The sequence below is a fragment of the Brevundimonas sp. AJA228-03 genome (assembly GCF_017795885.1).
Lineage (GTDB): Bacteria > Pseudomonadota > Alphaproteobacteria > Caulobacterales > Caulobacteraceae > Brevundimonas.
In genome coordinates this window covers 1,329,451-1,342,785 of the sequence record NZ_CP059297.1, presented here as the reverse complement: position 1 = coordinate 1,342,785, position 13,335 = coordinate 1,329,451, and the positions used below count along the sequence as shown (strand labels likewise).

Below are 13,335 nucleotides of genomic sequence, written 5' to 3'. Positions count from 1 at the left end.
GGATACGGAGGTCGCCCGTCCCTCGCTCCTCGTCAGGGCGGCAGGACGGGCGTTGAATAGGGTCGGCGGCGGGTGGGTCTAGACGCGGCGGCGCTTGGGGGGACGGCAGCCGTTATGCGGCATCGGCGTGACGTCGCGGATGGTCGTGATGGTCAGGCCGACCGACTGCAGCGCGCGCAGGGCCGACTCCCGGCCGGAGCCAGGACCCGAGACATTGACTTCCAGCGTCTTGACGCCGTGTTCCTGGGCCTTCTTGCCGGCGTCTTCGGCGGCCATCTGGGCGGCATAGGGCGTCGACTTGCGCGACCCCTTGAAGCCCATGTGACCCGCCGACGACCACGAGATCGCATTGCCCTGGGCATCGGTGATCGTGATCATGGTGTTGTTGAAAGACGCATTCACATGGGCGACGCCCGAGGTGATGTTCTTGCGCTCGCGTTTCTTTACGCGACCCGGTTCCTTGGCCATGTGTCTGCCTTACTTCTTCTTGCCGGCGATCGGCTTGGCGGGACCCTTGCGGGTGCGGGCGTTGGTGTGGGTGCGCTGGCCGCGGACCGGCAGGCCCTTGCGGTGACGCAGGCCGCGGTAGCAGGCCAGGTCCATCAGACGCTTGATGTTCATCGACGTCTCGCGGCGCAGGTCGCCCTCGACGGTGTGATCCTTGTCGATTGTCTCGCGGATCTGCAGGACTTCGGCGTCCGTCAGCTGGTTCACGCGGCGCGAGGCCTCGATGCCCACCTTGCCGGTAATGTCCCTGGCCGCGGCCGGGCCGATGCCGTGAATGTACTGAAGCGCGATTTCGACGCGCTTGTTGGTCGGAATGTTGACGCCAGCGATACGGGCCACGAAGATCTCCAGGTACGCGCAAACCGGACGCAATAAACGCTCCGGTCAACAGACCAGGAGCGTGGCGCCCTTCGCGGGAAGCGCGCCTTATACAGGCGATTCAGATTGCGTCAACGCCTGAGGGGGACGGGCGGGATATTCACGCCTGCTGACGACCGAACAGGACCACAACCGTCGCCCGGAATCCCTCGACCGGTCGCCCCCCAGCCGTCGTCGGCGGGCGAAAGCGGAAATGGGTTTCCGCCACACGGATCGCCGCCTCGCCAAAGCCCAGCCCTTGCGGACTTTCGGACACGACGCGGCAGCCCTCCAGCCGCGTATCGGACCGGATCACGCAGGTGACCGACGCCCGACCCGGCACCCGCCGACGGCGCGCCTCCGGTGGCACGAGGGCCAGGATTTCTCCGCTGGACGCTCCGCGCAGGATGAGGGGGCCAGAGCCCGCTCCCGGCCCATCGCCCTGCCCCTCCCCGTCACCCGTTCCGTTGCCCTGGCCACCCTGGCCCGGTCCCGGCAAGATGTCCGGCGGGTCGGACACCCCGACAATGACAGACGGCGCGGGCGCGGGACTGGGGGGCGCTGTAAGTTCGGGACGCGGCACGGGTCGGGGCGAGACATGCACGACGGAGGGTGCCGCCGGTGCGCCGCCCCCGGCCGCCGGGGCGGGTCGCTCGGGCGGAGGGGGTGGTGGAGGACTTGGGATCGGTTCGACCAGCTGCACCTCGATCGGCCTCCGGACCACGACCGGTGGCGGCGCATGCCCCAGGCCGATGAGCGCGAACAGACCCGCATGCAGCGACGCGACGGCCAGCAGGATGCCGCCCTGACGCCAGCGTCTCGCGGATTTGGTCGTGGCGGGAATGGTCGTGGCTCCGGTCGCGGCGCTTGCCGCCAGGCTCGGCCGACCAAACGCTGCGGCCGGCCGAAACCATCCATAGCAGAGCGGCGACGACGGCGCCTGACCGCGGGGCTCATCTCCCGTTCAGGTTCAGCCGGCTCAGGCCCGGGCGAGGGCCCCGGAAATCGCGGCAGCGACCGTCTCGATCGAGCCCATGCCGTCCACCTCGGTCAGCAGACCCCGGTCGCCATAGTAGGGCAGCAGCGGCGCGGTGTTGCGGTTGTAGGCCTCCAGCCGGACCTTGAAGCTCTCGGGATTGTCGTCCGGGCGGCCCTGCTCGGCGAACCGTTTCGAGACCCGCGCCAGCAGGGCATCGTCGTCGACCTTCAGCCGCACCACGGCGTCGATCTTCTTGCCCAGCTTGACCAGCATGGCGTCCAGCGCCTCGGCCTGGGCGATGGTGCGGGGGAAGCCGTCGAAGATGGCCCCACCGGCCTCCTCGGCTTCCTTCAGACGGGCGGCGATCAGGGCGATGACGATGTCGTCGGCGATCAGGCCGCCCCTCGACATGATCTCCTGGCACTGCTTGCCCAGCTCGGAGCCGGAAGCGATCGCCTCGCGCAGCATGTCGCCGGTGGACAGCTGGACCATGCCGCGCTGTTCGACCAGCCGCTTGGCCTGGGTGCCCTTGCCGGCCGCGGGGGGCCCGAACAGGATCAGGTTCATGCTCGGCGCCCCTCCCCGGGCCCAGGGCTCACGTGGCGCGAAGCGCGATGGCCCATCAAAGTCCTAGCGTCTCGAGGGCGCGGGCGCGCCGCGACCGCCACGGCCACGCAGCTTGGCCTTCTTGATGAGGCCTTCGTACTGGTGTGCCAGCAACTGGGACTGGATCTGCGCCACCGTGTCCATCGTCACCGAAACCACGATCAGCACCGAGGTGCCCCCGAAATACAGACCCTGTCCGAAGTTGGCGGACACGATCTCGGGCAGCAGGCAGACTGCGGTGATATAGGCAGCGCCGATCACGGTCAGGCGGGTCAGGACATAGTCCAGATATTCCGCCGTCCGCTTGCCCGGACGGATCCCCGGCAGGAAGCCCCCGTATTTGCGCAGGTTCTCGGCCGTGTCCTCGGGGTTGAAGGTGATCGACGTATAGAAGAAACAGAAGAAGACGATCAGCACGCCGTACAGCACCATGAACAGCGGCTGGCCATGTGTCAGCTGGGCGGCCACGGTCGGCAGCCATTCCAGCCAGGCCGGCAGGTTGGCGGTCGCAGCGAAATTCGCCACGGTCGATGGCAGCAGCAGCAGGGAGGAGGCGAAGATCGGCGGGATGACCCCGGCGGTGTTGACCTTCAGCGGCAGGAACGAGCGCTCGCCCCCCGCCATCCGGTTGCCTTCCTGGCGCTTGGGATACTGGATCAGCAGGCGACGCTGGGCGCGTTCCATGAAGACGATGAAGACCACCACGGCCACGACCATCACCAGGATGAACAGCAGGGCGAAGGCCGACAGCTGACCCTGCTGGGCCAGACCCAGAAGACGGCCGATCGTGCCCGGCAGGACCGCGACGATGCCGGCGAAGATGATCAGGGAGATGCCGTTGCCGACCCCGCGCGCCGTCACCTGCTCGCCCAGCCACATCAGGAACATGGTTCCGCCGGTCAGCGAAACGACCGTCGTGGCGATGAAGAACAGTCCGGGATTGTCGACCAACTGCGGTTGAGCGTTCAGTCCGGCGGCGATGCCGAACGACTGCGCCAGGGCCAGGACCACGGTCAGATAGCGGGTGTACTGGTTCAGCTGCTTGCGGCCGCTTTCGCCGCCTTCCTTCTTCAGCTTTTCCCACGGCGGATACACGCTGCCCATCAGCTGGACGATGATCGAGGCCGAGATGTAGGGCGTCACATTCAGGGCGAAGACGGCCATCCGCTCGACCGCGCCGCCCGAGAACATGTTGAACATGTCCAGGATGCCGCGCTGGCCGTCCGGATTGTTGAAGAACTGCAGAAAGGCTTCGGAGTTGATCCCCGGGATCGGCACATAGGTGCCGATGCGATAGACCAGCAGGGCGCCCAGCGTGAAAAGCAGACGCTTGTGCAGCTCGGTCGCTTTCGCGAACGAGCCCATGTTCATGTTGGCGGCGAGTTGTTCGGCGGCCGAAGCCATGTGTCGTTACCCCGACTGATCAGTACGCGGCCGATCGAACGAATCCGGGGCCAACGTCCAGATAGGTGAAGGGCGGCCTCATAGCGAGACCGCCCCCCGAGCTTTATTGCTACGCCTTGGACGCGGTGCGCGTCGTGCGGGCGGAAATCTTGTTGGCATCGCCACGCGGAGCCTTGGGCGCGGGCGCCTTGCCCTTGGCGGCATTGCGCTTCTCGACGCGCGCGGCGGCCTTGGCCTCGGCCTCGATCCGCTGCTCGACGACCGAGCCGCCGGCGGCCTCGATGGCCTTCTTCGCACCGGCCGTGGCCGACCAGACGACCAGCTTCAGGGCCGACTTCAGCTCACCGGTGCCCAGAAGACGCACGCCGTCCTTGGTGCGACGGATCACGCCGGCGGCCACCAGGGCCTCGCCGTTCAGTTCGGATTTGGCGTCCAGCTTGCCCGCATCCACGGCGTCCTGCAGGCGCCACAGGTTCACCTCGGCCAGCTTCAGGGCGTTCGGATTGTTGAAGCCGCGCTTGGGCATCCGCATGTACAGCGGCATCTGCCCGCCTTCGAAGCCGCCGATGGCGACGCCCGAACGCGACTTCTGGCCCTTGACGCCGCGACCGGCGGTCTTGCCCTTGCCCGAACCCGGGCCACGGCCGACCCGCATGCGCTTCTTGTGCGCGCCTTCGTTGTCGCGGATTTCGTTCAGTTTCATGTGCCTGATCCTTTCGGGTGCTAGCGCTCGCTGGTTGGGCGAACTCGGCTGTTTCACGAAAGTGGCGAGTGGCGAGTTACGAGTGACGAGTAGAGCAGCGGCCTTGAACCCGGATGCTTTTCACTCGTCACTCGCCACTCGGCACTCGCCACTCCCGAAGGCTTACTTCTCGACGATCTCGGTCAGGTGGGCGACCTTGGCGATCATCCCGCGGACCGAGGGGGTGTCTTCCAGCGTGGACTCGCGGCCCATGCGGTTCAGACCCAGGCCCACCAGGGTGGCGCGCTGGTCGTTCTTGCGGCGGATCGGCGAGCCGGTCTGCCTGACGGTAACCGTCTTGGCGTCAGTCTTGGCCATTCTCAGGACTCCACGGCTTCGGGCGCGGCTTCCACAGACGAAGCGCCATCGTTGCGGCGGCCCATCAGGTCGGCGACCTTCTTGCCACGCTTGGAGGCGACCTGACGCGGCGAGGACTGGACCTTCAGCGCCTCGAACGTCGCGCGGATCATGTTGTAGGGGTTGGACGACCCCGTCGACTTGGCCACCACATCGGCGACGCCGAGGGTTTCCAGGACGGCGCGCATCGGACCACCCGCGATCACGCCGGTGCCGGGAGGGGCAGCGCGCATCATGATCTTGCCGGCGCCCCAACGGCCGTTGCCGTCGTGGTGCAGGGTGCGGTTTTCGCGCAGCGGCACGCGGATCATCGTCTTCTTGGCTTCTTCGGTCGCCTTGCGGATGGCTTCCGGCACTTCGCGTGCCTTGCCGTGACCGAAGCCCACGCGACCCTTGCCGTCACCGACGACCATCAGGGCTGCGAAGGAGAAGCGACGACCGCCTTTGACGGTGGCCGCGACGCGGTTGATGTGCACCAGCTTCTCGACGATGTCCGAATCCGGACCGTCGACGGCGGGGGCGTTGCGGTTGTCGCGTCGGTTGCGGTCGTTGCCGCCTTGTCCGCCGCCACGTTGGGGTGCTTGGGCCATCTGTCGGTCCTTAGAAGTTCAGGCCGGCTTCACGCGCGGCATCCGCCAGCGCCTTCACCCGTCCGTGATAGATGTAGCCACCGCGATCGAAGACCACGTCCTTGATGCCCTTCTCGATGGCCCGCTCGGCGACCAGCTTGCCGATGGCGGCAGCGGCCTCCTTGTTGGACCCCTTCGAGGTCCCGGCCTTGGCGCCTTCCAGCGACGAGGCGGCGGCGACCGTGATGCCCTGGGTATCGTCGATGATCTGGGCCGAGATGTTCTTGTCCGAACGGTGCACCGACAGGCGCAGGCGACCGTTGCCCATCGCCTTGAGGCGACGGCGGTTGCGCTCGGTCCGCTTGGCGGCTTTTTGCTTGAGGGTCGATGCCATGGCTTACTTCTTCTTGCCTTCCTTGCGACGCACCTTCTCGCCGGCATAACGGACGCCCTTGCCCTTGTAGGGCTCGGGGGGCCGCAGCTTGCGGATGTTGGCCGCCAGTTCGCCGACGACCTGCTTGTCGGGGCCGGAGATCTTGATCTCGGTCTGCTTGGGCACCGCAAAGGTCACGCCGGCCGGAGCCTTGATGTCCACTTCGTGCGAGAAGCCCAGCTGCAGCGACAGATCGTTGCCCTTCATCGCGGCGCGATAGCCGACGCCGACCAGTTCGAGCGTGCGCTCGAAGCCGTCGGTGACGCCGACGACCATGTTGTCGACCAGGGTCCGCGACAGACCCCACATCGCGCGGGCGCGCTGGGTGTCGGCACGGATGGCCAGGTTCAGTTCGCCGTCGGTCTGGGTCAGCTCGACCTCTTCGGCCAGGGTCCAGGACCGCTCGGCCTTCGGGCCTTTCACGGTGATGGTCTGGCCGTCGATGGTGACGGTGACGCCTTTCGGCACGGTGATGGGACGTTTTCCGATACGGGACATCTCAGTAGACCCTGCAGAGGACTTCGCCGCCGACGTTGGCGTCGCGAGCGGCGGCGTCGGACATGACGCCCTTCGAAGTCGAAAGGATCGAGATGCCCAGGCCGTTCTTGATCGGCTTCAGGTCGGAGATCGCGGAGTAGACGCGGCGGCCCGGCTTGGACACGCGTGCGATCTCGGCGATGACCGGCTGGCCGTCGAAATACTTGAGCTCGATCTCGAACTGCGGGAATTCACCGGGGTTCTGAACCAGCGAATAGCCGCGGATGTAGCCTTCGTCCTGCAGCACGTCGAGGACGCGCTGGCGCAGGCGGGAGGCCGGGGTGAGCACCTTGGAACGCTTGCGCATGGCCGCGTTCTTCATGCGAGCGATCATGTCGCTCAGGGGATCGTTGATCATCATGTCTGTCGCTCCCCTTACCAGCTGGACTTCGTCAGGCCCGGGATCTGGCCCAGGTTGCCGAGTTCGCGCAGCGCGATCCGGCTCATCTTCAGCTTGCGATAGAAGGCGCGCGGACGGCCCGTCACCTCGCAGCGGTTGCGGATCCGGACGGCCGCCGAGTTGCGCGGCAGCTCGGCCAGCTTCAGGCGGGCGTCGAAACGCTCTTCCAGAGGCAGGCTCTCGTCGTTGGCGGTCGCCTTCAGGGCGGCACGCTTGTCGGCGTATTTGGCGACGAGGGCTTTCACCATCTCGTTGCGGTTCACGGCGCTTTTCTTAGCCATTGTGCTTTTCCCTTCCCGCTCAGTTCTTCACGAACGGGAACTTGAACTCGGTCAGAAGCGCGCGCGCCTCGTCGTCGGTCCGAGCCGTGGTGCAGACGATGATGTCCATGCCCCACATCTGATCGATCTGGTCGTAGTTGATCTCCGGGAACACGATGTGCTCCTTCAGACCCATGGCGTAGTTGCCGCGGCCGTCGAACGACGTAGGCTTCAGGCCCCGGAAGTCCTTCACGCGCGGCAGGGCGATCGTGATCAGACGGTCGAGGAACTCGTACATCTGGTCGCCACGCAGGGTGACCTTGCCGCCGATGACCATGCCTTCGCGCAGCTTGAAGCCGGCGATCGACGTGCGGGCCTTGGTCGGGACCGCCTTCTGGCCGGCGATCTGCGTCAGATCCTTGAGGGCGGCGTTCGCCTTCTTGGAGTCCGCGACCGCTTCGCCGATGCCCATGTTCAGGACGATCTTGTCCAGCTTGGGCGTCTGCATCGGGTTGGTGTAGCCGAACTTCTCGGTCAGCACGCCCTTGATGCGGCTGTTGTAGTCGTCCTTCAGACGCGGCGTATATTTGGTGTCGGCCATCAGATGACGTCTCCCGTGGTCTTGGCGAAGCGCACCTTCTTGTCGCCTTCCATGCGGAAGCCGACGCGGCTGGCCTTGCCGTTGGCGTCGGCGATCGCGACGTTCGACAGGTGAAGCGAGGCTTCCTTGTTCTTGATGCCGCCCTGGGGGTCACCCTGGGACGGACGGGTGTGGCGCTGGACCATGTTGATCCCGGTCACCATCACGCGGTTCTCCGTCGGCAGGACCTTGGCGACTTCGCCCGTACGGCCCTTGTCTTTTCCGGCCAGGACGACGACGCGGTCGCCCTTCTTGATCTTGGCGGCCATGGTTACAGGACCTCCGGGGCCAGCGAGATGATCTTCATGTGGTTCTTGGCGCGCAGTTCGCGTGGAACCGGGCCGAAGATCCGCGTGCCGACAGGCTCGTTCTGCTTGTTGACGATGACGGCGGCCGACTTGTCGAAGCGGATGACAGAGCCGTCCTTGCGCTGGATGTCCTTGGCGGTGCGCACGACGATGGCGCGAACCACTTCACCCTTTTTGACGCGGCCGCGAGGAATAGCTTCCTTGACCGAGGCGACGATCGTGTCACCCACCGAGGCGTAGCGACGCTTGGCGCCGCCGAGCACCTTGATGCACATGACCCGGCGAGCGCCCGAATTGTCGGCCACCTCCAGGTTAGTTTGCATCTGGATCATATGATCAGATCCTTTTCGATTACGACGCCGAGGCCGGAGTGTCCTTCGAGAGGACCTCCCAGCGCTTCAGCTTGGATTTCGGGGCGCACTCACGGATGCGGGCGACGTCGCCTTCCTTGAAGGCGTTCGCCTCATCGTGGGCGTGGTACTTCTTGGACAGGCGCACGATCTTTTTCATGACCGGGTGCAGCAGCGTGCGTTGGACGACGACGACGACGGTCTTGTCGCCCTTGTCGGACACGACCACGCCTTCGAGAATACGTTTGGGCATGGGGTTTCCTTACGAAGCCGAACGCTTCTCACGCAGAAGCGTGGAGATGCGAGCGATGTCTTTGCGGACTTCACCGACGCGGTGAGTCTTTTCCATCTGGCCGGTGGCGGCCTGGAAGCGCAGGTTGAACTGCTCCTTCTTGAGCGACAGCAGCTGGTCGCCCAGCTGGTCGGTCGTCTGGGAGCGAAGGTCGGCGATCTTGGTCATCAGGCAACGTGCTCCACGTGCGAGACGCCGGCGTCGAGGCGGGTGACCACCTTGGTGCGGACCGGCAGCTTGGCGGCGCCCAGACGCAGGGCCTCGCGGGCTACGTCGTCGGCGACGCCGTCGATTTCAAACAGGATCCGGCCCGGGTGGCAGCGCGCCGCCCAGTGATCCACCGCGCCCTTGCCCTTGCCCATGCGGACTTCGGCCGGCTTGCCCGAGACCGGAACGTCCGGGAACACGCGGATCCAGACACGGCCCTGACGCTTCATCTGGCGGGTGATCGCGCGGCGAGCCGCCTCGATCTGACGCGCGGTGATGCGTTCCGGCTCCAGCGTCTTCAGGCCATAGGAGCCGAAGTTCAGCGAGAAGCCGCCCTTGGCCGCGCCGTGGATACGGCCCTTGAAGGCCTTGCGGTACTTGGTTTTCTTCGGTTGCAGCATCTCTTAGCCCTCACGGCCACGGCGACCGCCGCGGTCATCGCGGCGCGGGCCGCGTTCACGGCCTTCGTTGGACGACGGACCGGCGGCTTCCTGGGCCCAGCGCTTGTCCTGGGCCATCGGATCGTGCTCGAGCACTTCGCCTTTGAACACCCAGACCTTCACGCCGATGATGCCGTAGGTCGTCTTGGCCTCGATGAAGCCGTAGTCGATGTCGGCGCGCAGGGTGTGCAATGGCACGCGGCCTTCGCGATACCATTCCATCCGCGCGATTTCGGCACCGCCCAGGCGACCCGACACATTGATGCGGACGCCCTTGGCACCCAGGCGCATGGCCGACTGCATGGCGCGCTTCATGGCGCGGCGGAAGGCGATCCGGCGTTCCAGCTGCTGCGCGATGTTCTCGGCGATCAGCTGGGCGTCGGTCTCGGGCTTGCGGACCTCGACGATGTTCAGGTGAACCTCGCCTTCGGTGCGGGCCGAGATGTCCTTGCGCAGCTTCTCGATGTCGGCGCCCTTCTTGCCGATCACGACACCCGGACGGGCGGCATAGATCGTCACGCGGCACTTCTTGTGCGGGCGCTCGATGATGATGCGGCTGACGCCGGCGGCGTTCAGACGCTCCTTCAGCCAGGTGCGCAGCGCCAGATCCTGGTGCAGCAGCCGGGCGTAGGACGGGCCGTCGGCGAACCAGCGGCTGTCCCAGGTACGGTTCACGCCGAGGCGGAAACCGATCGGATTGATTTTCTGACCCATCAGGCGGCCTCGCCGGCTTCACGGACCACGATGGTGATCTCGCTGAACGGTTTCAGGATGCGGGACGAACGGCCACGAGCACGGCTCGCGAAACGCTTCATCACCAGGTTCTTGCCCACGAAGGCCTCGGCAACGACCAGGCTGTCGATGTCCAGGTTGTGGTTGTTCTCGGCGTTCGACACGGCGCTGTAGAGCACCTTGCGGACGTCGTCGGAGATGCGCTTGCGGCTGAACTCCAGCTCGTTCAGGGCCTTCTGGACCGGCAGGCCACGGATGGACTGGGCGACCAGGTTCAGCTTCTGCGGGCTGATGCGGACGTTCGTCAGCTTGGCGCGCGCTTCGGTTTCGCCGACGCGGCGGGGGTTGTTGGTCTTGGGCATGTTACTTCCGCTTCGCCTTCTTGTCCGCGGCGTGGCCGGGGAACGAACGGGTGGGCGAGAACTCGCCCAGCTTCATGCCGACCATGTCCTCGTTCACGTGCACGGGGACGTGCTTGTGACCGTTGTGGACACCGAACGTCAGACCGACGAACTGCGGCAGGATGGTGGAGCGGCGCGACCAGGTCTTGATCACGTCCTTGCGGCCCGACGTCGAGACGGCGTCGGCCTTCTTGAGCAGATACCCGTCGACGAACGGGCCTTTCCAGGAGGAGCGAGCCATCTTTAGCGAGCCTTCTTGAGGTGGCGGCTACGGATGATGAAGCGATCCGTCGCCTTGTTCTTGCGGGTACGCGTGCCCTTGGTGTCCTTGCCCCACGGCGTGACCGGGGTCCGGCCGCCGGAGGTCTTGCCTTCACCACCACCGTGCGGGTGGTCGACCGGGTTCATGGCGACGCCGCGCACGTGCGGGCGGAAGCCCATGTGACGAACGCGACCGGCCTTGCCGAGGTTCTGGTTCATGTGGTCGGCGTTCGAAACGGCGCCCACCGTGGCCATGCAGCCGTCCAGCACCATGCGCAGCTCGCCCGAGCCGAGGCGGATCTGGGCGTAACCCTGATCGCGACCCACCAGCTGGGCATAGGCGCCGGCCGAACGGGCCAGCTGGGCGCCCTTGCCCGGCTTCATCTCTACGCAGTGGATGATGGTGCCGACGGGGATCGAGCGCAGCGGCATGGCGTTGCCCGGCTTCACGTCCGTCTTTTCGCCGGCCACGATCATGTCGCCCGCCTTCAGGCGCTGCGGCGCGACGATGTAGGCCTTTTCGCCGTCCTCATAGGTGATGAGGGCGATGAAGGCGGTGCGGTTGGGGTCGTACTCCAGCCGCTCGACGGTCGCCGTCTGGAACTTGCGGCGCTTGAAGTCGATCTTGCGATACAGGCGCTTGGCGCCACCGCCGCGGAAGCGGACGGCGATGCGCCCGCCCTGACCGCGTCCGCCCGACTTGGTCAGGCCTTCGGTCAGCGATTTCTCGGGACGGCCCTTGAAGAGCTCCGAGCGGTCGATCAGCACCAGGGCGCGACGGCCCGGCGATGTCGGATTGTATGTTTTCAAGGCCATCTGATCAGAGCCCCGTGGTTACGTCGATCGACTGGCCTTCGGCCAGCGTCACGATCGCTTTTTTGATGTCGACCCGACGGCCCATGATGCCGCGGAAGCGTTTGGTCTTGCCCTTCTGGACCAGGGTGTTGACCTTCAGGACGTTGACCTTGAACAGGCTTTCGACCGCGGCGGCGATCTCGTCCTTGGTCGAGGTGCCCGCGACGCGGAACACGACCTTGTTCTGCTCCGACAGGATCGTCGCCTTCTCGGTGATGATCGGCGACAGGATGGTGTCGTAGTGTTTGGCGGTTGGAGCGGCGGCCATTACGCGGCTTCCTTCTCGGCTTGCTCGCGACGCGAGGGCTTGTAGTCGGCGTAGGTGGCCTCGATGGCCTCCACGGCGGACTTCGTCAGCACCAGCGTGTCAGCGCGCAGGATGTCATAAACGTTCAGGCCGGCGTTCGGCAGGACGTGGATCTGCGGGATGTTGCGCGCCGCCAGGGCGAAGTTCGCATCCACTTCCGGACCCGCGATGATCAGCGTCCGGGTCCAGCCCAGCTTGCCGAAGGTCTCGCGCAGGGCGGAGGTCTTGGCGTCCTTGACTGTCAGGGCGTCGACGATGACCAGGTCACCGGTCTTGGCCTTGGACGACAGGGCGTGACGCAGGGCCAGGGCACGGACCTTCTTGGGAAGGTCGAAGCCGTGATCGCGAACGATCGGGCCGAAGGCACGCGAACCGCCGACGAACTGCGGGGCACGACGCGAACCGTGACGCGCGCCGCCGGTGCCCTTTTGCTTGTACATCTTCTTGCCGGTGCGAGAGTTCTCGTTCCGGGTCTGGACCTTGTGGGTGCCGGCGCGGCGCTTGGCCAGTTGCCAGTTGACGTAGCGTGCCAGCAGATCGCCGCGGATGTCGGTGATGCCGAAGACGACATCCGACAGCGCAACGTCACCGGCGGCCTTGCCGTCGAGTTTGATGACCGGGAGTTTCATTACGCTTCACCGCCTTCGACGGTTTCGACCGCGGCCGGCTCTTCAGCGGGCGTTTCGGCCGGAGCGGCTGCAGCGCCGCCCCTGGTCTTGAACGAGCCGGGGAACGGCAGGTCGGCGTGCGGCTTCTTGTGCGCGTCGCGGACCTTGACCCAGCTGCCTTCGTGGCCCGGGACAGCGCCCTTGACCAGGATCAGGCCGCGCTCGGCGTCCACACGGACGATGGTCAGGTTCTGGGTGGTGATGGTCTCGACACCCAGGTGTCCGGCCATCTTCTTGCCCTTGAAGGTCTTGCCGGGGTCCTGACGGTTACCCGTCGAGCCCAGCGAGCGGTGCGACACGGACACGCCGTGGGTCGCGCGCAGACCACCGAAGTTCCAGCGCTTCATGCCGCCCTGGAAGCCCTTGCCGATCGTCTCGCCCTGGATGTCGACCTTCTGGCCGGCGACGAAGTGGTCGGCCGACAGGGTCGCACCGACGTCGATCAGCGCGTCGTCCGAAACATGGAATTCCATGACGACGTGCTTGGGCTCGACCTCTGCACTCGCAAACGTCGTGCGTTGAGCCTTGTTGGTGTTCTTTGCCTTCTTGGTCCCGGCACCCAGCTGCAGGGCGACGTAGCCGTCCCGCTCCTTAGTGCGTTGACCGACGACCTGACAGTCGTCGAGCTGGAGCACAGTGACCGGAACGTGTGCGCCGTCTTCGGCGAACACGCGGGTCATGCCCAGCTTCTTGGCGATCACGCCCGTGCGCATATCGGATCCC

General features: G+C 65.9%; 24 protein-coding genes and 1 pseudogene. All 25 read right to left on the bottom strand.

All coding sequences use genetic code 11. The annotated features are described in order from the left end of the window. Window positions 1–78: 78 nt before the first annotated feature. A complete protein-coding gene (rpsK, locus tag HZ989_RS06645; RefSeq protein ID WP_013268944.1) occupies window positions 79–468 on the bottom strand; it encodes a 30S ribosomal protein S11 in 390 nt (129 codons plus the stop codon). A gap of 9 nt (window positions 469–477) precedes the next feature. After that, on the bottom strand, window positions 478–846 hold the full coding sequence (rpsM, locus tag HZ989_RS06640; protein WP_209322817.1) for a 30S ribosomal protein S13: 369 nt from the start codon (window positions 844–846) through the stop codon (window positions 478–480). A gap of 139 nt (window positions 847–985) precedes the next feature. After that, window positions 986–1,384, bottom strand: coding sequence for a TonB family protein (locus HZ989_RS06635; RefSeq protein ID WP_209322816.1), 399 nt, complete (start codon window positions 1,382–1,384; stop codon window positions 986–988). A 459-nt stretch (window positions 1,385–1,843) separates the two neighbouring features. Next, window positions 1,844–2,410: an adenylate kinase gene (locus HZ989_RS06630; RefSeq protein ID WP_209322815.1), complete on the bottom strand. Its 567-nt coding sequence runs from the start codon at window positions 2,408–2,410 to the stop codon at window positions 1,844–1,846. A gap of 63 nt (window positions 2,411–2,473) precedes the next feature. Then, window positions 2,474–3,853 (bottom strand): preprotein translocase subunit SecY, encoded by a 1,380-nt coding sequence (gene secY, locus HZ989_RS06625; protein WP_209322814.1) that lies wholly within the window; start codon window positions 3,851–3,853, stop codon window positions 2,474–2,476. A gap of 247 nt (window positions 3,854–4,100) precedes the next feature. Then, window positions 4,101–4,556, bottom strand: a pseudogene (gene rplO, locus HZ989_RS06620) (50S ribosomal protein L15); the annotation flags it as partial. 162 nt (window positions 4,557–4,718) lie between these two features. Further along, window positions 4,719–4,913 (bottom strand): 50S ribosomal protein L30, encoded by a 195-nt coding sequence (gene rpmD / locus HZ989_RS06615; RefSeq protein ID WP_209322812.1) that lies wholly within the window; start codon window positions 4,911–4,913, stop codon window positions 4,719–4,721. Window positions 4,914–4,915: 2 nt separating this feature from the next. After that, the gene (gene rpsE / locus HZ989_RS06610; protein WP_209322811.1) at window positions 4,916–5,542 is read right to left on the bottom strand and encodes a 30S ribosomal protein S5; all 627 of its coding nucleotides are present in this window, start codon (window positions 5,540–5,542) and stop codon (window positions 4,916–4,918) included. A gap of 10 nt (window positions 5,543–5,552) precedes the next feature. Continuing rightward, window positions 5,553–5,915 (bottom strand): 50S ribosomal protein L18, encoded by a 363-nt coding sequence (gene rplR, locus HZ989_RS06605; protein ID WP_209322810.1) that lies wholly within the window; start codon window positions 5,913–5,915, stop codon window positions 5,553–5,555. A gap of 3 nt (window positions 5,916–5,918) precedes the next feature. Next, complete coding sequence (gene rplF / locus HZ989_RS06600; protein ID WP_209322809.1) at window positions 5,919–6,452, bottom strand: 50S ribosomal protein L6; 534 nt, start codon at window positions 6,450–6,452, stop codon at window positions 5,919–5,921. Window position 6,453: 1 nt separating this feature from the next. Next, entirely contained in the window at window positions 6,454–6,852 is a 399-nt protein-coding gene (gene rpsH, locus HZ989_RS06595) for a 30S ribosomal protein S8 (protein WP_013268934.1), read from the bottom strand. A gap of 14 nt (window positions 6,853–6,866) precedes the next feature. Beyond that, on the bottom strand, window positions 6,867–7,172 hold the full coding sequence (rpsN, locus tag HZ989_RS06590) for a 30S ribosomal protein S14 (protein ID WP_209322808.1): 306 nt from the start codon (window positions 7,170–7,172) through the stop codon (window positions 6,867–6,869). A 19-nt stretch (window positions 7,173–7,191) separates the two neighbouring features. Next, window positions 7,192–7,752, bottom strand: a complete 561-nt coding sequence (rplE, locus tag HZ989_RS06585) for a 50S ribosomal protein L5 (protein WP_209322807.1) — start codon at window positions 7,750–7,752, stop codon at window positions 7,192–7,194. Next, the gene (rplX, locus tag HZ989_RS06580; RefSeq protein WP_013268931.1) at window positions 7,752–8,060 is read right to left on the bottom strand and encodes a 50S ribosomal protein L24; all 309 of its coding nucleotides are present in this window, start codon (window positions 8,058–8,060) and stop codon (window positions 7,752–7,754) included. The genes rplE and rplX overlap by 1 nt, the downstream gene beginning before the upstream one ends. 2 nt (window positions 8,061–8,062) lie before the next feature. Continuing rightward, the gene (gene rplN, locus HZ989_RS06575; RefSeq protein WP_077354965.1) at window positions 8,063–8,431 is read right to left on the bottom strand and encodes a 50S ribosomal protein L14; all 369 of its coding nucleotides are present in this window, start codon (window positions 8,429–8,431) and stop codon (window positions 8,063–8,065) included. A 19-nt stretch (window positions 8,432–8,450) separates the two neighbouring features. Then, the gene (gene rpsQ, locus HZ989_RS06570; protein ID WP_013268929.1) at window positions 8,451–8,702 is read right to left on the bottom strand and encodes a 30S ribosomal protein S17; all 252 of its coding nucleotides are present in this window, start codon (window positions 8,700–8,702) and stop codon (window positions 8,451–8,453) included. Window positions 8,703–8,711: 9 nt separating this feature from the next. Beyond that, complete coding sequence (gene rpmC, locus HZ989_RS06565) at window positions 8,712–8,909, bottom strand: 50S ribosomal protein L29 (protein WP_209322806.1); 198 nt, start codon at window positions 8,907–8,909, stop codon at window positions 8,712–8,714. Continuing rightward, window positions 8,909–9,349, bottom strand: a complete 441-nt coding sequence (gene rplP / locus HZ989_RS06560) for a 50S ribosomal protein L16 (protein ID WP_013268927.1) — start codon at window positions 9,347–9,349, stop codon at window positions 8,909–8,911. Before rplP ends, rpmC begins: the two co-directional genes overlap by 1 nt. A 3-nt stretch (window positions 9,350–9,352) precedes the next feature. Next, window positions 9,353–10,102: a 30S ribosomal protein S3 gene (gene rpsC, locus HZ989_RS06555; RefSeq protein ID WP_209322805.1), complete on the bottom strand. Its 750-nt coding sequence runs from the start codon at window positions 10,100–10,102 to the stop codon at window positions 9,353–9,355. Next, window positions 10,102–10,482, bottom strand: coding sequence for a 50S ribosomal protein L22 (gene rplV / locus HZ989_RS06550; RefSeq protein WP_209322804.1), 381 nt, complete (start codon window positions 10,480–10,482; stop codon window positions 10,102–10,104). The genes rpsC and rplV overlap by 1 nt, the downstream gene beginning before the upstream one ends. 1 nt (window position 10,483) lies before the next feature. Then, window positions 10,484–10,762: a 30S ribosomal protein S19 gene (gene rpsS / locus HZ989_RS06545; protein ID WP_013268924.1), complete on the bottom strand. Its 279-nt coding sequence runs from the start codon at window positions 10,760–10,762 to the stop codon at window positions 10,484–10,486. A 2-nt stretch (window positions 10,763–10,764) separates the two neighbouring features. After that, entirely contained in the window at window positions 10,765–11,598 is an 834-nt protein-coding gene (rplB, locus tag HZ989_RS06540; RefSeq protein WP_209322803.1) for a 50S ribosomal protein L2, read from the bottom strand. 4 nt (window positions 11,599–11,602) lie between these two features. Further along, complete coding sequence (locus HZ989_RS06535) at window positions 11,603–11,905, bottom strand: 50S ribosomal protein L23 (protein WP_013268922.1); 303 nt, start codon at window positions 11,903–11,905, stop codon at window positions 11,603–11,605. Next, the gene (gene rplD / locus HZ989_RS06530) at window positions 11,905–12,573 is read right to left on the bottom strand and encodes a 50S ribosomal protein L4 (RefSeq protein ID WP_209322802.1); all 669 of its coding nucleotides are present in this window, start codon (window positions 12,571–12,573) and stop codon (window positions 11,905–11,907) included. The genes HZ989_RS06535 and rplD overlap by 1 nt, the downstream gene beginning before the upstream one ends. Then, window positions 12,573–13,325 (bottom strand): 50S ribosomal protein L3, encoded by a 753-nt coding sequence (gene rplC, locus HZ989_RS06525; RefSeq protein ID WP_209322801.1) that lies wholly within the window; start codon window positions 13,323–13,325, stop codon window positions 12,573–12,575. The genes rplD and rplC overlap by 1 nt, the downstream gene beginning before the upstream one ends. Window positions 13,326–13,335: the final 10 nt, after the last annotated feature.